This window comes from Streptomyces sp. NPDC052040 (assembly GCF_044548405.1).
GTDB lineage: Bacteria > Actinomycetota > Actinomycetes > Streptomycetales > Streptomycetaceae > Streptomyces.
Map to the genome: position 1 here is coordinate 133,315 of NZ_JBIUBV010000008.1, position 19,006 is coordinate 152,320.

The 19,006-nt window shown below is 73.9% G+C and carries 12 protein-coding genes; 5 read left to right on the forward strand and 7 right to left on the reverse strand.

The genetic code is table 11. From position 1 onward, the window contains the following. Positions 1 to 261: 261 nt before the first annotated feature. From ACIHAA_RS18355 to ACIHAA_RS18365, 3 genes are all read left to right on the forward strand, one after another. Entirely contained in the window at positions 262 to 1,428 is a 1,167-nt protein-coding gene (locus tag ACIHAA_RS18355; RefSeq protein ID WP_399818270.1) for a YihY/virulence factor BrkB family protein, read from the forward strand. Positions 1,429 to 1,524: 96 nt separating this feature from the next. Next, positions 1,525 to 2,265, forward strand: coding sequence for an SOS response-associated peptidase (locus ACIHAA_RS18360; protein WP_399818272.1), 741 nt, complete (start codon positions 1,525 to 1,527; stop codon positions 2,263 to 2,265). Between the two features lie 328 nt (positions 2,266 to 2,593). Continuing rightward, positions 2,594 to 5,434 carry a SpoIIE family protein phosphatase gene (locus ACIHAA_RS18365; RefSeq protein ID WP_399818274.1) on the forward strand — a complete coding sequence of 947 codons (2,841 nt, stop codon included), beginning with the start codon at positions 2,594 to 2,596 and terminating at the stop codon, positions 5,432 to 5,434. A gap of 14 nt (positions 5,435 to 5,448) precedes the next feature. Here ACIHAA_RS18365 and ACIHAA_RS18370 read toward each other — a convergent pair whose 3' ends face one another. The 3 genes from ACIHAA_RS18370 to ACIHAA_RS18380 form a co-directional block, all read right to left on the reverse strand. Beyond that, a complete protein-coding gene (locus ACIHAA_RS18370) occupies positions 5,449 to 7,866 on the reverse strand; it encodes a SpoIIE family protein phosphatase (RefSeq protein ID WP_399818276.1) in 2,418 nt (805 codons plus the stop codon). A gap of 495 nt (positions 7,867 to 8,361) precedes the next feature. Then, the gene (locus ACIHAA_RS18375) at positions 8,362 to 9,132 is read right to left on the reverse strand and encodes an HAD family hydrolase (protein WP_399818277.1); all 771 of its coding nucleotides are present in this window, start codon (positions 9,130 to 9,132) and stop codon (positions 8,362 to 8,364) included. 267 nt (positions 9,133 to 9,399) lie between these two features. Continuing rightward, positions 9,400 to 10,266 carry a ScbA/BarX family gamma-butyrolactone biosynthesis protein gene (locus ACIHAA_RS18380; RefSeq protein ID WP_399818279.1) on the reverse strand — a complete coding sequence of 289 codons (867 nt, stop codon included), beginning with the start codon at positions 10,264 to 10,266 and terminating at the stop codon, positions 9,400 to 9,402. Positions 10,267 to 10,476: 210 nt separating this feature from the next. Here ACIHAA_RS18380 and ACIHAA_RS18385 point away from each other — a divergent pair, with 210 nt between their 5' ends. Together ACIHAA_RS18385 and ACIHAA_RS18390 are read left to right on the forward strand one after the other, a co-directional pair. Then, positions 10,477 to 11,190 (forward strand): ScbR family autoregulator-binding transcription factor, encoded by a 714-nt coding sequence (locus tag ACIHAA_RS18385; RefSeq protein ID WP_399818281.1) that lies wholly within the window; start codon positions 10,477 to 10,479, stop codon positions 11,188 to 11,190. A 187-nt stretch (positions 11,191 to 11,377) separates the two neighbouring features. Further along, positions 11,378 to 13,843, forward strand: a complete 2,466-nt coding sequence (locus ACIHAA_RS18390; RefSeq protein ID WP_399818563.1) for a SpoIIE family protein phosphatase — start codon at positions 11,378 to 11,380, stop codon at positions 13,841 to 13,843. 105 nt (positions 13,844 to 13,948) lie between these two features. Here the strand turns inward: ACIHAA_RS18390 and ACIHAA_RS18395 are convergent, their stop codons facing one another. The 4 genes from ACIHAA_RS18395 to ACIHAA_RS18410 form a co-directional block, all read right to left on the reverse strand. Continuing rightward, on the reverse strand, positions 13,949 to 16,018 hold the full coding sequence (locus ACIHAA_RS18395) for a SpoIIE family protein phosphatase (RefSeq protein ID WP_399818283.1): 2,070 nt from the start codon (positions 16,016 to 16,018) through the stop codon (positions 13,949 to 13,951). 180 nt (positions 16,019 to 16,198) lie between these two features. After that, the gene (locus tag ACIHAA_RS18400) at positions 16,199 to 16,726 is read right to left on the reverse strand and encodes a hypothetical protein (protein WP_399818285.1); all 528 of its coding nucleotides are present in this window, start codon (positions 16,724 to 16,726) and stop codon (positions 16,199 to 16,201) included. 168 nt (positions 16,727 to 16,894) lie between these two features. Next, the gene (locus ACIHAA_RS18405; protein ID WP_399818287.1) at positions 16,895 to 18,307 is read right to left on the reverse strand and encodes a sensor histidine kinase; all 1,413 of its coding nucleotides are present in this window, start codon (positions 18,305 to 18,307) and stop codon (positions 16,895 to 16,897) included. After that, positions 18,304 to 18,990 carry a response regulator transcription factor gene (locus ACIHAA_RS18410; RefSeq protein WP_399818289.1) on the reverse strand — a complete coding sequence of 229 codons (687 nt, stop codon included), beginning with the start codon at positions 18,988 to 18,990 and terminating at the stop codon, positions 18,304 to 18,306. Before ACIHAA_RS18410 ends, ACIHAA_RS18405 begins: the two co-directional genes overlap by 4 nt. Positions 18,991 to 19,006 lie beyond the last annotated feature (16 nt).

The following is a 19,006-nucleotide window of genomic DNA, read 5'->3' on the forward strand; positions in this document are numbered from 1 at the left end:
GAGGAGATCCCGGCCCGGGTCGGCTGCGGTGATCCCGGCCCGGGCTCGGACGGCCGCGGGCGCACGCCAGGTCACGGCCGACGACGGTGCCCGGGCCACCCGCGCCCCCGCGCGCCGATCCACCCGCGCTCCCGCGCGCCGTGCCGCACACACCCGCGTGGCGCGCGCCAGGACCCACCCGGGAGCGGTGGGCAGGCCCCTCCCGCAAGCCCGGCCCGTCCGCACCGCGTGAGGACGTGCGGCGGGGATACCCGACGTGGCATGACACGGCAGCCGAAGCGGGAACACGGGGATGACAGGGACCATGGGGACCACGGGAACCATGGGGAGTACGGGGACCACGGGGAGTACGAGCAGCGCGGGACGCATCGCGGAGGCATACCGGACGGGACGGGCGGCGCTCCCGTGCCCCGGGAGTCCGGCCCCGGTTCGGCCACCGAGCCGCCCGGCCCCGGTCCCGGCCCGGAGATCGAGCGCAGGGCGCCCGACGGGCCCACCGAGTTGAGCGGACGGTCCTGGCGTGCGGTGTTCAAGGGCACCCTGCGCGAGTTCCGGAACGACGAACTGACCGACCGGGCCGCGGCGCTCACCTACTACGGGGTGCTGTCGCTCTTCCCGGCCCTGCTGGTGCTCGTCTCCCTGCTGGGCACAGCGGGCAGATCGACGACCGACACCGTCCTGGACAACCTCAAACGGTTCGCCCCCGGCTCGGCACGGAACATCATCACGCGGGCCGTGGAGCAGCTCCAGGGCCACAGCGCCACCGGCTCCGTGATGGCGATCGCCGGTCTCGCCCTGGCGCTGTGGTCGGCGTCCGGCTACATCGCCGCGTTCATCCGTACCGCCAATGTCGTCTACGACATGCCCGAGGGGCGGCCGATCTGGAAGGTGCTGCCGCTGCGTATCGCCGTCACCCTGGTGCTCGTGGTGCTGGCCATGGTCAGTGCGCTGATCGTGGTCTTCACGGGCGGCCTCGCCCGTCAGGCGGGCAGTGCGCTGGGCATCGGGCACACGGCCCTCACGGTGTGGTCGGTCGCCAAGTGGCCCGTCCTCGCCGTACTGATCACGGTCATGATCGCGATCCTGTACTGGGCCGCCCCGAACGCCAAGGTCCCCGGCTTCCGCTGGGTCAGCCCGGGCAGCGTCCTCGCCCTGGTGATCTGGCTGGCCGCCTCCGGCGGATTCGCGGTCTACGTCACCAACTTCGCCGCCTACAACAAGACCTACGGCACCATGGCGGGCGTCATCGTCTTCCTGGTCTGGCTGTGGATCGGCAATCTGGCCATTCTGCTCGGTCTGGAGTTCGATGCCGAGACCGCTCGGCAGCGGGCGATCGCCGGGGGCCTCCCTCCGGACCAGGAACCCTACGCCGAGCCACGGGACACCCGGGCCTGGGACGAGGAGGACCGACGCCGCCTGGAGGAGTGACGCCCGTGTACGAGCGGTGAGCCGACCCGATCCGCTCTGCCGTGCCGGGCCACCAGCGGGGCACCCGCCCGCCCACCCCCGTGGCACAGTGGCGGTATGTGCGGCCGCTATGTGTCCAGCCGCGGCCCCCAGGAGCTGGCCCGGCTCTTCCAGGTGACCGACCGGCCCCCGGGAGCTGCCGTGGCGCCCAGTTGGAACGTCGCTCCGACCGACCGGGTGTGGGCCGTCCTGGAGCGGGCCCCGCGCTCGGCGGCCGAGGAGCCCCCGGTCCGGCAGTTGCGGGCGGTGCGCTGGGGGCTGGTGCCGTCCTGGGCGAAGGACCCGAGGACCGGCGCGCGGATGATCAACGCACGGATGGAGACCGTGCACGAGAAGCCCGCCTTCCGCCGCGCCTTCGTCCGGCACCGCTGTCTGCTCCCGGCCGACGGTTTCTACGAGTGGCAGCCGGAGCGGGATCCGGACACGGGCAGGACCCGCAAGCAGCCGTACTACATCCACCCCGAGGACGACCGGGTCATGGCGCTCGCCGGGCTCTACGCCTTCTGGCGCGACCCGGCCGTCCCCCACGACGACGACCCGGCCGCCTGGCTGACCACCTGCACCGTCATCACCACCGAGGCCACCGACGCGGCCGGGCGGATCCACCCCCGGATGCCGCTCGCCATCGCGCCGGACCACTACGACGCCTGGCTCGACCCCCACCGCCGCGACCCCGACGGCCTGCGCGCCCTGCTCGCCGCGCCCGCGGACGGCCGCCTGGAGACCCGCCAGGTCTCCCCGGCGGTCAACGACGTCCACCACAACGGCCCCGGACTCCTGACCGGGACCGCCCCCTGACCTCCGCCCCCCGCGCGGTCACCGTCCCCACCGAGCCGCCCGCCGTGCTTGTCCCCGTCCCCCTGCCCCTGTTCCTCGCAGCCGGGGCCCTCGCCGGGTATCGAACGGCTCAGCGCGGCACGGCGGAAATCCGGGACGCGCCCCGCGGCTGCCGCGACCGCACCCGCACCCCCCGCGATCCGGCCCGGGGGCCCTGCCGCCCCACGGTCCCCCGAGGGAGCGGGCCCGGGCCCCGGAATGCGGCGGCCCCGGCTCCGTCCCCGTCATCGGCGGCTTTCCTGCGGTCGCGGCCATGGCCACCCAGGGTCACCAGTGCTACAAAGGGTCCATGGCGGACCGTTTCGCCCGGTTTCGACGCGTGTCGCCGCGGTCACTGATAGGCAAAAGCCCGCGAAGCGTCGCCGGGCAGGTCTTCGTTCTGCAGGTGGCGCTGGTCGTGCTGCTCGTGGCCTGTGCCGTCTTCGCCCTGGTGCTCCAGTCCGAGCGGGACACCAGCGCCGAGGCCAAGCGCCGGTCCGTGGCCGTGGCGGAGGCCTTTGCGCACGCCCCGGGCCTGCTCGCCGCCCTACAGACGCCCGACCCGTCGAAAGTGCTCCAGCCCATGACGGAGGCCGCCCGCAAGGCCGCGGGCGTCGACTTCATCGTCGTCATGAACACCCAGGGCATCCGCTACACCCACCCCCTGCCCAGCAAGATCGGACAGAAGTTCGTCGGCACGATCGGGCCCTCGCTCCAGGGCAAGGTCTACACGGAGAGCGTGCACGGCCCGCTCGGGCACGAGGTCCAGGCCGTGGTGCCGGTCGAGAACCCCGACGGCAAGGTGGTGGCCCTGGTCTCGGCGGGCCTCAAGGTCAAGAACGTGGTCAGCGAGGTGGACCGCCAGCTCCCCATCATCTTCGGCGCCGGGGCCGGAGCACTGGCCCTGGCGACCGCCGGAACGGCGCTGATGGGAAGACGGCTGCGACGGCAGACCCACAGCCTCGCCCCGGACGAGATGGCCCGGATGTACGAGCACCACGACGCGGTCCTGCACTCCGTCCGCGAAGGAGTGCTGATCATCGGCGACAACGGGCGGGTGCTCCTCGCGAACGACGAGGCACGGCGGCTCCTGGAGCTGCCCCCGGACATCGAGGGACGCCATGTCTCGCAGCTGGAGGGCCTGGACCCGGACACCGTCACCCTGCTCGTCTCCGGCCGGGAGGCCACCGACGAGGTCCACTTCGCCGGAGAACGGCTGATCGCGGTCAACCAGCGGCCCACGGACCGCGGCGGAGGCCCCAAAGGGACCGTGGTCACCCTGCGCGACACCACCGAGCTCCAGGCGCTGACCGGCAGGGCGGAGGTCGCCCGCGAGCGGCTGAAGCTCCTCTACGACGCCGGGCTGTGCGTCGGCACCACCCTCGACGTCATCCGTACGGCCGACGAGCTGGGCCGGGTCGCCGTCCCCCGCTTCGCCGACTTCGTCACCGTCGATCTCGCCGACGCCGTACTGCGCGGGGAGGAACCGGCCGGTACCGCGACGGACATGCGACGGGTCGCCATCGTGGCAATCCGCAACGATCATCCCTTGTACGAGAAGGGCCGGCTGATCGACTTCGCGCCCTCCACGCCCCAGGCGCGCGGCTACGGAACCGGCCGCTCGGTGCTGGTGACGGACCTGTCCGCCGCCACCGGCTGGCATGCGCAGGACTACAAGCGCACCAGGGACATCATGGACTTCGGCATCCACTCCCTCATCGCCGCTCCGATCTCGGCCCGGGGCGTGGTGCTCGGCATGGCCAACTTCTGGCGCTCCAAACAGCACGAGCCGTTCGACGAGGAAGAGCTGTCGCTGGCGGAGGAGCTGGTGGCCCGCGCGGCGGTGAGCATCGACAACGCCCGCCGCTACACCCGGGAGCACGCCCTCGCGGTCACTCTGCAACGCAGCCTGCTGCCGAGGGCTCTGCCGGAGCAGTCCGCGCTCGATGTCGCCTACCGCTATCTCCCGGCCCAGTCCGGGGTGAGCGGCGACTGGTTCGATGTGATCCCCCTGTCCGGGGGCCGGGTGGCGCTGGCCGTCGGTGACGTGGTCGGCCACGGCCTGCACGCGGCCGCCACCATGGGGCGGCTGCGTACCGCGGTGCACAACTTCTCCACCCTCGACCTGCCGCCCGACGAGCTGCTCAGCCATCTGGACGACCTGGTCGGGCGCATCGACCAGGACGAGGCGGGCACCGACACCGCCGCGGGCGTGGTGGGCGCCACCTGCCTCTACGCCATCTACGATCCCGTCGCCCGCCGCTGCGCCATGGCCCGCGCCGGTCATCTGGCGCCCGCGCTGGTCCACCCCGACGGCACCGTCACCTTCGCCGACCTCCCGGCCGGACCGCCGCTCGGCCTCGGCGGCATGCCGTTCCAGACCGCCGAACTGGACGTGGCCGAGGGCACCCAGCTGGTCCTGTACACCGACGGCCTCATCGAGGACCGCACCCGCGACCTGGACGTGGGCATGGAGCTGCTGCGCGACGCGCTGGCGGGCCATCCCGAGCGCTCCCCGGAGCAGCACTGCCGGGCCGTTCTGGCCGAGCTGCTGCCCGACCGGCCCAAGGACGACGTCGCGCTCCTCATCGCCCGCACCCAGCCGCTGTCGCCCGACCGGATCGCCGACTGGGACGTCCCCCTGGACCCGGCCGCCGTCGCCGGGATGCGCGAGGCCGTGTCCGGGAAGCTCGACGAGTGGGGCCTGTCCGACCTCGGTTTCCTCGTGGAGCTCGTCCTGAGCGAGCTGATCACCAATGCGATCCGCTACGGTTCCGAGCCCATCCATGTACGGCTGATCCGGGACCGCACCCTGATCTGCGAGGTCGCGGACGGCAGCAGCACCTCACCGCATCTGCGCTACGCCGCGACGACCGACGAGGGCGGCCGTGGCCTGTTCCTGGTCTCGCAGATGACCGAACGCTGGGGCACCCGCTACACACCGCAGGGCAAGGTGATCTGGGCCGAGCAGGCCGTGCCGTCCGGCGACGGGCGCGACGCGCAGCTCCCCGGGGCCTTCGATGTGGACGCCTTCAACCTGGACGCCTTCAGTGACGAGGGGTTCGACGACGAGGTGCCCGGGGACGGGGAACCCGGCGGCGAGGACACCCCGCGGAGCCCGGGCTCCCGGGACTCCCGGGACGGCACCTGAGGCCTTCCGCCCGGTCAGGCGGCCGCCGGGTCTCCCGGGCCGGGGTCGAGCGTCTGTTCGGCCCAGATGGTCTTGCCCCGGTCGGTGCGGCGGGTGCCCCAGCGATGGGCGAGCTGGGCGACGAGCAGCAGCCCCCGGCCGCCCTCGTCGGTGGTGCGGGCGTGCCGCAGATGCGGGGCGGCGCTGCTGCCGTCGGTGACCTCGCAGATCAGCGAGCGGTCCCGGATCAGCCGTACCTGGATCGTGCCCCGCGCGTACCGGATGGCGTTGGTGACCAGCTCACTGATCACCAGTTCGGTCGTGAAGGACAGATCGCCGAGCCCCCAGGAGGCGAGCTGGCGGTCGACCAGGGTGCGGGCGGTGGCCACGATCGCGGGATCGCTGGGGAAGGTCCAGGAGGCGACCTGGTCCTCGCTCAGGACGCGGGTGCGCGCCAGCACCAGGACCACGTCCTTGTCGGGCCGCCCGGACAGCTCGGAGTAGATCACCGCGTCGCACGCCTCCTGCACGCTCGCATGCGCCTGGCCGAGGATGCTTCCCAGCCGGGCGACCCCTTCGGCCTCCGGCCCGCCGACGAGGCCCTCGCTGTACAGCGCGATCAGGCTCCCCTCCGGCAGCTGCGACTCCCAGGTGGCGAACGGGGGGCCGGTGGTGCCCAGGGCGGGCCCGGCGGGAATGTCGACCGGTTCCCGGTGCCCGTCGGAGTGGACGAGGACCGGGGGCGGCTGCCCGGCGCAGGACACCTCGATCCGGCGGCTCGCGGGGTCGTAGACGACACAGACACAGCCCGCGGTGGCGGAGTGCGCCTCCAGGGGGTCGTTGGCGGCCTCGGGGCGGACCTCGTCGGCCAGCCGGACCATCAGATCGTCCAGATGGGCGAGCAGTTCGTCGGGCGCCAGGTCCAGGGCGGCCAGGCTGTGGGTCGCGGCGCGCAGCCGGCCCATCGTGGCCACGGTGCGCAGCCCCCGGCCCGCCGCTTCCCCCACCACCAGCGCCGCCCGGGCGCCCGACAGCGGGATCACGTCGTACCAGGTGCCGCCCGCGTGTCCGGGCAGATAGCTGAACGCCAGATCGAGTGCGCTCAGGGTGGGCAGCTGCCGGGGGAGCAGGCTGTTCTGGAGGGTGAGGGCGGCATTGCGCTCGCGGGTGTAGCGGCGGGCGTTGTCCACGCACAGGGCCGTCTGCGCGGCGAGTTCGGTGGCCAGGGTCAGGTCGTCGTGGTCGAAGGGTTCGGGCGTCGTGGAGCGGTAGAAGCTGACCACGCCGAGGACGACTCCGCGCGCGGCCAGCGGCGCCACGATCAGCGAGTGCACCCGGTCGGCGCGGAGCCGTTCGCCCAGCACCGGATCGTGCGCCAGCCACTCGCCGTCCTCGTCGATCCGCGGGATCAGCCGCGGGCGGAGGTCGTGCAGCACCTGGGTGAGCGGTGTCGGGAAGCCGTAGGACGCCGTCTCGCCGACCGCGTAGGCGGGCCGGAGGGCGGCGTCGGGCGACGACCGGAACGCCTCGCGGCGGACGGTGACCTCGCCCGTGACCGGCCCCGGTTCGGGGGCGTCGCCCCGGCCGACCCGGTCGAGCACGTCGACGGCGACGGCGTCGGCCACCCGCCCGGCCGCGATCTCCGCCAGCTCGTCCGCGGTCCGGCCGATGTCCAGGGTGGTGCCAATGCGTGTGCTGGCGTCATGGAGCAACTCCAGCCGTGCGCGGTATCGGTGACGCTCCGTCACATCAAGGATCAGGGTGGCCACTCCGAGGGTCTTGCCGAGGCGGTTGTGCAGCCGGAAGGCCGACAGGGAGAAGACGTGCTCACGGCTGTGGTCGGCCGGCGGGTAGCCCGGCTGGACGTAGTCGATGACCGGCCGGCCGGTGTGCAGCACCCGCCGGAGCGTGTTCTCGACGGCCTCGGTCACCACCCGCGGCGCGACCATGGCGCTCGGCAGGCCGATGACGTCCTCGGCGCGGACCCCGCGCATCCCGGGCGAGGCGGTGTTGAACCGCACCACCCGCAAGTCGGTGTCCAGCAGATGCAGTCCGATCGGCGACTCGGTCAGGAGGGCGTCGAGGACCGCGCGGTCGAAGTCGCAGGGGTCCGTGCCGTCCGTACGTGCAAGAAAGACCGCCCAGGTCACCGGCCCGTCGGCGGACAGGTACGGGTACATGCGCCAGGTGGTCTCGACCGTGCGGCCGGACCGGTCGCGCAGCCGCACCAGGCCGTCCGCGGGCGCCTCCTGGCCGGGCGGGCCGTCGCCCGGATCGGGCCGGACGAGGAGCGGCCACAGCGGGCGTCCCACCATCTCCCGGGAGCCGTAGCCGAGCAGGTCCTCGGCCTCCCGGCTCCACTCGGTGATCACACCGTCGGTGTCCAGGAGGATCCGCGCCCCCGTCGTCGCCGGTTCGCCGCTGGGGTCCGGCACCCTGTCCGGAGCGGTCATCGCACCTCTCCATTCGCCCGGTGGCCCGTGCCGTCCGCCCGGTGCTCGTGTCGGCCCGTGCAGGCCGGACGACCGGTATGTCTCTCAGCCTGACAGCCGCCCGCATCACCCGCTCGGCGGTACACGGTCGGTGCCCGGTGCGGTCCGGCGGGTGACGCGCTCCACCCCCGTGTGGTTCACGGGTCAACCGCCTCGGCACCCCGGTTCCGGACGGGCCGGGGCCCGGTCCGCACGGGACCGCGCCGCCCGCCCGCTCGCCGTCGGGTGATCCGGTACCCGGCGCCGGACGCCGGGGAGCCGGGTGCCGGACGCCGGGGAGCGCGGTGCCGGGTGCCGAAACCGGGCCAGGTCTCGGCGGCGGGCGGGGCCCGGGCTGCCGCGGGCGGGCCCCGGCACGGCGGCTGTCCCCGGCCCGGAGGCCGTGGAGTGCCGTGCGGGCCGACCGTACGGGGCCGGGGCCCGCCCGGGAGCGCCGGGGCGGTGGGTCCGGTGCCGTCAGCGGGAGGTCCGGGACTGGGTCCGGCTGCCCTGCCGCGGAACCGTGGGGCGCACCGGGGCGGTGGCCGTGGTCCCCGATTCCGTGCGACGGCCGGGAGGGCGGCCCGTGGCCCAGGCCGTCAGCTGCCGGTCCTCCAGGGTGTCGACCCACAGATCCGCCAGGGCGAGGGCCTCCGGGCCGGGAGCGCGGCCGACGCCGATCACCCGCAGACCTGCGGCGACGGCCGACCGGAGACCGTTGAGCGAGTCCTCCACCGCCAGGGTGCCGCCGCGCTCCGCGCCCAGGAGCCGTACCGCCTCGGCATAGGTGTCGGGGTCCGGCTTGGGGGCAACTCCCGGTCCCGGCACCACGATGTGCCGGATGTGCTGTCTCAGGCCCACGGACTGGAGGCTGAACTCCACCACGTCCGCAGGGCAGTTGCTGGCCACGGCGAGGGGAACGCGCCTGCTCAGGGCGGTCACCAGGCCGGGGGCTCCGGGCATGGCCGCGGGTGCCTGGGCCACCAGGCCGCGGAAGGCGGTGAGGAGTTGACGGGTGATCTCCTCGCTGTGCTCGGGCGTGCCGATGAGGTCCGCCATGAGGGCGCCGCACTCGGTGTAGTGCAGTCCCTTGCTGCTCTCCGTGAACTCCGGGTCAGGCTCGGCGCCGTTCTCGCGCAGCACGATGTCGCGGGCCTGCTGCCAGTGCCGTTCGGAGTCCACCAGGGTGCCGTCGCAGTCGAACACGACGGCTTGGGGGGTCCAGTCGAAGATGCGATGGATCGTCATGAGTGTGCTTGCCGTTCTGGTGCAAGGCGGAACTGCCGTGAAGCGGCGCGATCCGCCGACGGGGGTTCCGGTGCGCCTGATGGGTCGATTCACTGCCGAGAAGAGTGAAATGCGCTGCGGTGATGGCCCGTTCACCCAGGGGGTGGTCGCCTACCGCACACGGCCGTGGTCCCGAGCGCATCCGGAACCAGAAACATAATGAACGCTACGCTCTGATTGACATGTTGGGGAGATTTGCCGACGCAATGCACACGTGTGGGTGACATCTCAGCGGTAGCGCAGCAGGCCCGTGACGGTTCTGTGGCCGTCCTGACGGCACTGGAAGAGGGCCGAACTCCCGTGCTCGGAGACGTGGATGACGGCGGGCGGGCGGTGCTCGGTGAACCGCAGGGCCGACATACGGCCGGACACCGGACGCACCAGCCGCCCTCCGCTGCGCACCGCGACGGCCTGCCGTGCCGCCTCCAGCACCGCCATGCCGGGCACATGGTCCGTGTCGTGGTCGAAGAGGAAGGGGTGGCGCAGATCGGCGGGGTCGAGAAGGATGTCGTCGCCCTCCAGGGACACCACGACGTCCGCGGCCGACTCCAGCCCCAGCAGCGCCGGTTCGGGGCGTGAACGGCCGCTCTCCGACTCGTCCGGGGCAGCGCCTGAGCGCAGCAGCGCACCGGCCCGCAGGGCGGTGTACCGACCGGTGTCGAGGAACCGCGCCCCGCCCGCCGCTCGCGCGAACTCCCGGTTCCCGGCGAGGAAGACGGCCCGCATCCGCAGACCGGTCACCGCGGTGCCGCTGCGGTCGGTGCGCACCTCGCCCACGGACGCCAGACAGGTGATCTCGCTGGCGCCGTGGGGTGCTCTGGGCTCGGCGGCCGGGTCGACCTCGTAGGCGACGTCGTCGATCAGGAAGTGGGCCGTGGGCTCCACGCCGAAGTGGCGCAGCGGAATGCAGATGCCGAGTTGACGCAGTGTCTCCACGACCATCCAGGGGCTGTGCCGGTCGTCGCGCCCCCGGGGAAAGGTGGGGTGCGAGCGCGTCCAGGCGGCCGCCGCGCAGAAGCTGTGCGGTCCGCAGGGGCGGACATCCGTGAGCAGGACTTCGGCCACCGAGATCCGGTGCACCCATTCCCGGTCCACGGTTCCGGACCGGCTCAGCGAGGGGTAACACGCCCCGGAGGCCCGCCGGGTGCATCCGTCGGCCGATTCCTGTGCGCCCCGTGTCCGCTGCCCAGAGTCCATGTAATACAGCTAATAAGACAATTGGCGGTTTCGCATGCGCGACCTCGTGTCCCGGCGACTGGAGGGCTACATTCCTCTCGCGCTCCACCGACAGACAAGGGAATACACGTGCAGGATCGGGCAGAAGAAACCCGCCGGGCCGTACTCCAGGCCGCGGCTCACCTGTTCTTCGAACGGGGATACGCGGCGACCAGCATCAGTGACATCAGCGAACGGTCCGGCCGTACCAGCGGGGCGATCTACTTCCACTACACCAACAAGGAACAGCTCGCCCTGGCCGTGGTGCAGGCCCACTTCGCCGCCTGGCCCGTCCTGGTGGCCGCCCACGAGGCCGCGCCCGAACCCACCCTGCGCAAGCTGGTGCGCCTGAGCTTCGCGGTCGCCCGGGCCTTCCGCGACGACGTCCTGGTCCGCGCGGGCGCCCGGCTCTGGGCCGAGCGCAGATCCATCGCCGTCGACATGCCCCCGCCCTTCGTCGACTGGATCGCCACCGTCGAGCAGATGCTCGCCCGGGCGCGGGCGGAGGGCGACCTCGCGCCCCGCGCGGATCCCAGCCGCGACGCACCCACCCTGGTCGCCGCGTTCTTCGGACTGCACACCCTCTCCGATGCCCTCGACGACCGGGTGCTGATCGAGGACCGGCTCACCCACCTCTGGCTGCTGCTCCTCCCCGCGCTCCAGGCCGACCCGGCCCCGCAGGCACTGCTCGCCGAGGTCCGCGGCCGCCCCTCGGGCCTCGGAACCGGCCACCCCGGCCGTCCCGTCCTGCGCACGCCCGCCCCGCAGGACCCGGCGCCCCGGCCCGGAGTGATCAGCGGCTGAGCCCCCGGGTGACCGGCGTCCGGGGCCCCGCGCGGTCCGGGGCCGAGCCGTGGAGCGACCCGCGTCCGGGACCTCGAGTGATCAGCGGTTGAGAAAGGCCCCTCACGGGAGCAGCCTGGACGCAGTGCTGCGGATGGGCCCGTCGACGACTCCGGCGGTGCCCGGACGACAGATCGAGGGCGACACGATGGCGAAGGGCTCCGCGACACCGGACAGGCACCGTCCCCCCTGGCGGGAGCCCGCGTCGGACGCTGGGGTCGTGGTGGACCCCCGGGGCGTGGTGACCGCGCTGAGCCCCGGCATCTGCCGCCTGCTCGGCTACGAGCCGCAGGAACTGGTCGGCCGGGCCGCCGCCGAACTGCTCGCCGGGCCCCTGCCCGCAGCGGTCCGGCGCAGCCATGCCCGGCGGGAGGCCTGGCACGGCCGCGTCACCCTCCGGCACCGGGACGGCCACCCCCTGGCCTGGACGCTGCGGGGCCGGCCGCTGCGCGACGCGACGGGCGAGACGTACTGGTTCCTCACGGCCGAGGGCGTCGAGCCCTCCGGACTCCCGCACGACAACGACGGCGAACCGGACACCCCCCTGCTGAAGCAGTGGGCCCTGGACCAGCTGCCCCTGCCCATGGCCCTCTACGACCGCCGGGGAGTACGGCTGGAGGTCAACACCGCCATGCGGCGCGCGTCCGGCCGACAGGACCACGAACTCCTCGGCTGGCCCATCGGCGAGTCCGGGCGCGGCAGCATCCTGCTGGGCCCCCAGGGCATCGGCGAGGCCATGACGGAGGTCCTGCGCACCGGGAACACGGTGACCTGCGAGGCGTACTCGCCCGGCACCGACACCACCGGCCCCCGGGTCTGGCTGCTGTCCCTGTATCCCGTACGCGGCCCGGGCGGCCAGGTCTGCGGCCTGTCCGCGGCGGCCGTGGACACCACCGAGCAGTACCGCGCCCGCAGACGGCTGGCCGTCCTCAACGAGGCCGCGCTGCGCATCGGCACCACCCTGGACCTCAGCCGCACCGCCGACGAACTGGCCGAGGTCGGCACGGACCACTTCGCCGACTTCGTGCTGGTGGACCTGCTCGACAGCGTCCTGCGCGGCGAGGACACCGCGGCCGCCCAGCACAGCCTGCTGGTCTTCCGCAGAACCGCCCAGCGCTCGGTCCTCCCGGGATGCCCCGAATCGGTGGTGCCGCTCGCCGGCACCTACACCTATCCGGAGGACTCCCCGCCCGGCCACGCCCTGGCCGCCGGGCGGGGCGCCCTGCACCGCGCCGAGGACATCACCCAGTGGTGGGCGGAGAGCTCACCCGAGCGCGCCCGCAAGATCCACGAGTTCGGGATCCACTCCTTCATGGCCGTACCGCTGCGGGCCCGCGGGGTCACCCTCGGCCTCGCCCTGTTCTTCCGCCACCGCACCGCCGCCCCCTTCGAGGAGGACGATCTGCGGCTCGCCGAGGAACTGAGCGCCCGGGCGGCGGTCCATGTCGACAACGCCCGCCGCTACGGCCGGGAGCGGGCCACCGCGCTCGCCCTCCAGCAGACCATCCTTCCGCACCCCGCCCAGCACCATCCCGCGGTCGAGACCGCCTCCCGGTATCTGCCCGCCCACGTCGGAGCGGGCATCGGCGGCGACTGGTTCGACGTCATCCCCCTGTCCGGCGCCCGCGTCGCCCTGGTGGTCGGGGACGTCGTCGGCCACGGCATCACGGCCGCGGCCACCATGGGCCGCCTGTGCACCGCCGTACGCACCCTGGCCGACGTGGACCTCGCTCCCGACGAACTCCTCACCCACCTCGACGACCTCGTCCTGCTCATGGACCGCAACGACCCCGCAGGCTTCGCCGTCCGCCCCGACCACGGCTCGGGCGAGGTCGGCGCCTCCTGCCTGTACGCGGTCTACGACCCCGTCTCCCGCCGCTGCACCATGGCCCGGGCGGGCCACCCGCTGCCGGTCCTGGCCACCCCGGACGGCACCGTACGCTTCCTCGACCTGCCCGCCGGGCCGCTCCTGGGCCTCGGCGGCCTGCCCTTCGAGGCCGCCGAGTTCGCCGTCCCCGAGGGCAGCGTCCTCGCCTTCTACACCGACGGACTGATCGAGTCCCCGGCGCGGGACGTGGACGCCTCCTGCGACCTGCTGCGCGCGGCCCTCGCCGACCCCGGCCGCCCACTGGAGGAGACCTGCGACCGCGCGCTGGGCAGCCTGCTGTCCGAGGCCCGCACCGACGACGTCGTCCTCCTGCTGACCCGGACCAGGGCCCTGAGCGGCGACCGGGTGGCCACCTGGGAACTGCCGTCCGAGCCCTCCGTGGTCGCCCTGGCCCGCGAACTCGCCTGCGAGCGGCTGGCCGCCTGGCACCTGGAGCACACGGCCTTCATCGCCGAACTCGTGGTGAGCGAACTGGTCACCAACGCCATCCGTTACGGTTCCCCGCCGGTCCATCTCCGGCTCATCCGCGACACGGCCCTGATCTGCGAGGTCGGCGACGCCAGCAGCACCGCCCCGCATCTGCGGCGCGCCCGCCTCTCCGACGAGGGCGGCCGCGGGCTGCTCATCGTCGCCCAGCTCTCCCGGCGCTGGGGCAGCCGTCACCACCGTTCCGGCAAGACCATCTGGGCCGAACTCCCGCTCACACCCCCGCTCGGCATCGCCTGAACCTCAACCCCGGCACCCCGGCGGCGGGGAGACCACATGGGCGTACGCGACGGGCCGGTGGCCCCGCCGGTGCCGCCGCGAGAGCTTCGGGCCGCGGGCGGGCGCTCAGCCGGTCCGGACGGCCAGCAGGGCCACGTCGTCGTGGTCGTCGGGATGGCGCAGCCCGTGCAGCAGGACGTCGCAGATCTCCTCCAGTGGCCGGTCCGGCTCGTCCAGGAGGTCGAGGAGCGCCTGGAGACGTTCGTCGATGGCGTGGTGGCGGGTCTCGACGAGACCGTCGGTGTAGAGGATCAGCAGATCGCCCGGGAGCAGCTCCACGGTCGTGGTGCCGAACGGCACCCCGCCCACCCCGAGCGGCGCGCCGGGCGGCAGGTCGAGGAGCGCGGGGGCCCGGCCCGGGCGGACCAGCGCGGGCGGCATATGGCCCGCGTTGGCCAGATGGCACAGCCTGCTCCGGGGGTCGTACACCGCGTAGACACAGGTCACGATGTAGTGCTCCAGATCGCAGGTGATCTTGTCGAGATGCTGGAGCAGGGTGCCGGGGTCCATGTCGAGGTCCGCGTAGGCGCAGGTGGCGGTGCGCAGCCGGCCCATGGTGGCGGCGGCGTCGATGCCGTTGCCCATCACATCGCCCACGACCAGCGCCGTCTTGTCGTCCTCCAGCGGGATCACGTCGTACCAGTCGCCGCCGACCTCGCTGGTGGCCTGGGCGGGCTGGTAGCGGTAGGCGAGTTCCAGCCCCGGGTGGTGCGGCGGATGCTCCGGGAGCAGGCTGCGCTGGAGGGTGAGGGCGGTGTTGCGCACGCTCTGGAACCAGCGGGCGTTGTCCATCGCCACCGCGGCCCGGCCCGCCAGCTCGGTGGCGAGCACGACATCGTCCTGGTCGAAGGGGAGGGGGTTCTGGGTGCGCTTGAGGTCGAGGGCACCGAGCACCTCCCCGCGGGCGATCAGCGGCACCGCCAGATAGGAGTGGACGCCCGCCCGGGCCAGCAGGGACGTGGCCTCGGAGTCACGGGCGATGCGTTCCAGGTCCCGGTCGGCGACATGGCGCACCAGGACGGGCCGTCCGGTGTGCACGCACAGGGTGACCAGCCGGTCCCCGTCATACGCGGCCACCTCACCGGGCGGGTCGGCCGCCCGCAGCGCCACGGTGGGGTGGGACGACTTGAGGGCCAGTGCGCGGAAGAGTTCGGGACCGCTCTCCGGCGAGCCCGTGCGGCGGCAGGCCAGCGCGGAGTCCAGGACGTCCACCGCCACCACGTCGGCGAGATCGGGGGTCGCGACCTCGGCCAGCTCACGGGCGGTCTGCTCCACCTCCAGGGTGGTGCCCACCCGGGCGGAGGCGTCCGCGATGAGGGCGAGGCGCCGCCGGGCCCGGTCGGCCTCGATGGCCGCCCGGTGCCGCTCGGTGACATCGACCACCGAGGCGGCAGCCCCCAGGACCCGGCCGCCGGAGTCCTCCAGCCGGTAGAAGGACAGCGACCAGGCGTGGTCGTGGTCCGGGTCGGCCGGGGTCCGGCCCACGGAGTACTGGTCCAGCAGCGGGGCACCGGTGGCGAGCACCTGGTGCAGCGCGGACTCGATGGTGTCGATGTCGGGGAAGGGCAGCGCGGTCTCCCGCAGATGGCGGCCGATGTGATCCGCGGCGGGTATGCCGTCGATACGCTCCAGGGCCCGGTTGACCAGCAGATAGCGCAGATCGGGGTCCATCAGGGCCAGCCCGATCGGCGACTGGTCGATCAGCCGCTCGCACAGGGCGAGATCCGTCTCGACGCGTTGCAGCGTGCCGTGGTCGGCGGCGATGCCCAGCGCGTAGACGTCACCGGCGTCGTTGAGGAGCCGCATGTTGCGGAACTCCATCAGGCGGGTGCCGCCGTCCTTGTGCCGGACGGGGAAGGCGCCGGACCAGCTGCGCCCCGTCTCCATCACCTCGGTGAACAGACCCAGCACGGCCTGGAGATGCTCCGGGCGGACCAGCAGCCGCCCCGCGAACTGCCCGAGGGCCTCCCGCGCCGAATAGCCGAACAGCTCCTCGGCCTGGGGACTCCAGAAGACGATGCGGCCGCCCGAGTCCAGCACGACGGCCGCCACGCTCAGGACGTCCAGCAGACCGACGGGGTGCGGCAGCCCGCCACCGGACGGCTCCCCGTCGGCCTGGAAGGGTTCGACTCTCATCCCGCAACTCCCTCCGCCCGCCGGTGGCTGCCCGCCGGCCGCTCGCGGGGGTCGCTCCGCGGCAGGGTCCGGCTTCCCGTACCTCCATGCTGCCCCCGGCCGTGTGCCCTGCCCAGCGGAGAACACCGTGGGTGGGCGGACACGCACGGAGCGGGTGGGGCGCAGACGGGGGTAAGGGACTCAGCAGACGACGGCCACGGTGCGGCCGAGACCCATGTCCCGGGCCAGTCCGCAGACCGGGAAGGGAGCCGGGTCGCGGGGCCCCGGGACAGTGAAATCGTCTGCGGCGGCGGGCCGGGCCGACGCCGGGTGAGCCGGTGCGCTGCGGGGTGCGGGGTGCGGCGCCCGCGCTGCGACGGCCCGCCGTACGGCCCGTGTCCCGGACACTCCCCGGTCCGGGGTGCGGACCGGGGACTCGGCGCGGTCCTGCACCGTGATGAGCCGACGCGCCTGGGAGGAGGAGTGCAGCCCGGCGGGCGAGGGGCGGTCCGGCTGCGCGGGGGACAGGGGACCGGTGCGTACGAGCGCCGCCGCTCCCCGGGGAGGCCGCGCCGCCCAGGCACGTGAAGCGGTCCCGGCGGGGGCGGGCGCGGAGGCGGGGGCGTCGGCGACCACGGCCCGGCCCGGCCGCCCGTCGGAATCGGGCCGTACGGTCACGCACCCGGTGGCGAGCAGCGCGACAGTGACGGAGAGGAACGTACGGCGCATCCGCCCACCGTCACCCAGCGACGCCGCGCGGCAGCGGCGGCGCGCGGGCCGTACACCGGGACGGGTGAGAGGGGCTGCGCGGGCGCTGAGCAGGGGCGTCCGGGCCCAGGCCCGGGCCCGGGGCGGGTGCGGGGGCGGTGTGCCGGGCGTGGGGCGGGTGGCGCGGGCTCAGGAGCTCGCGCGGCCGGTGGTGGCGGCGGGTGCGCCCGGGGCCGGGCCCGGACGGGCGGGCAGTCGTACGGTGAAGCAGGCGCCGCCCTCGGGGCCGTGGCCCAGCACCTCGATGGTGCCGTCGAGGCGGGTGGCCAGGCGGTGTGCGAGGGCCAGCCCCAGTCCGCTGCCCACCGCGCGGACGCCCCGGTAGCGCGCCGTCAGGGCGCCGCGTTCGAAGGCGACCGCCACGTCCTCGTCGGTGAGGCCGGGGCCGCCGTCCCGTACCTCCCAGCGCGCCCCGGCGCCGTCCGGGTGCAGGGCCAGCACCAGGGGCCCACCGGCCGGGGTGACGCGCAGCGCGTTCTCCAGCAGCCCGTCGACCAGCTGGCGTACCCGGAAGCCATCGGTGGTGACCGGCAGCGGCTGCCCGGGGCGTTCGGCGCGGAAGGCGACGCCGTGCCGTGCGCAGCGCGCCGACCAGGCGGCCGCCGCCCGGGCCGCGAGGGCGTCGAGGTCGACCTCGTCGGTGTCCAGCCGGAAGTCGTCCGCCTCCAGTCGGGCCAGGGCGAGCAGATCGCCGGTGAACCGCTCCAGCCGCTCGATCTCGTCCCCCAGGATCCGGCCCGCCTCGGGCACCTCCTCCCCGGTGATCACCTCGTCGGCCAATGCCTCGGCATAGCCCCGTACCGTGGTCAGCGGGGTGCGGATCTCGTGCGAGACCGACATCAGGAAGTCCCGCTGCCGCCGCTCGCTGAGGGCCAGCGCCGCGTCCAGGGAGTTGAGCGCGGCGGCCAGTTCCGCCACCTCGGCGGGACCCTCCGCGGGCACCCGCAGACCCCGCTCGCCCTCGGAGAGCCGGTGCGCGGTCCGGGCGGCGGAGGCCAGCGGGCGGGCCAGGCGCCGGGCCAGCAGCGCCCCGGCCAGCGCGGCGCCGGACAGCCCGAGACCCAGCGGCAGCACCAGGGCGCCGCGCATCCGGTCGGCGGCCTCGTCCACGGAACTCGTCGGCCGGGTCAGCACCAGTCCGCCGCCCGTGCGCGCCGGTACCCCCTCCACCAGCACTTCCTGCCCGTCCAGTACCCCGGTGCCGGACACCTTCCGGCCCGCGAGCAGCGCCGCCCGCCGGTCCGTGCCGACCGCGGGCGCCGCCGGGCCCTGCACTCCACCGGTGGCGGCGACCAGGGCGAGCTGGGTGCCGTTCGGTCCCGCGATGCGCTGCTGCCGGTCCAGCATCAGGGAGGCCAGCGCGGGGGTACGGGCCATGACCTCCGCCTGACGGGAGAGCTGGTCGCGTTCCTGGGACTCGGCGGTGGTGCGGACCGTCCGCCAGGCGAAGAGCGCGGTCACCAGCACGGCGAGGGCTGCCACCGCGGTGGTGAGCAGTACGACGCTCCCGGCGAGGGCGGGGCGGCGCCCGGGCGGGGTCACCGGGCGGGCTCCGTGACGCCGTAGCCCACTCCGCGGACGGTGCGGATGGGGCTCGCGCCGCCGAGTTTCGCGCGCAGCTGGGAGACGTAGACGTCCATCACCCGGGTGTCCCGGTAGCCCGCGTACCCCCAGACCTGGGCGAGCAACTGCTCGCGGGAGAAGACCTGCCCGGGGTGGCGCAGCAGAAAGGCGAGGAGATTGAACTCGGTGGTCGTCAGCTCCACCGGGCGGTCGTCCACGCGCAGGGTGCGGCGGCCGGTGTCCAGCGAGAGCCGCCCCAGCGTGTGCACCGCCTCGCGCTGCGGGCCGGCGGCGCGCCGCAGCAGGCTCTTGATGCGGGCCACGAGTTCGTGCGGGGAGAACGGCTTGGTCAGGTAGTCGTCGGCGCCCAGCTCCAGTCCGAGGATACGGTCGGTGACCTCGTCCCGGGCGGTCACAAAGACCACCGGGGTCCAGTCGCCCTCCTCCCGCAGCCGTCGGCAGACCTCCATGCCGTCCATGCCGGGCAGTGCGATGTCCAGCACGATCGCCACCGGGCGGATCCGGCGGACGGCGCTGAGCGCCCCCTCGCCGTCGGTCTCGACATGGACGCCGAAACCCTCCCGGGTCAGGTAACGCCGTTGCAGATCGGCGATGTGCGGCTCGTCCTCGACGACCAGGACGAGGCCCTTGTTCTCCGGCATGTGCTCTCTCTCCTCG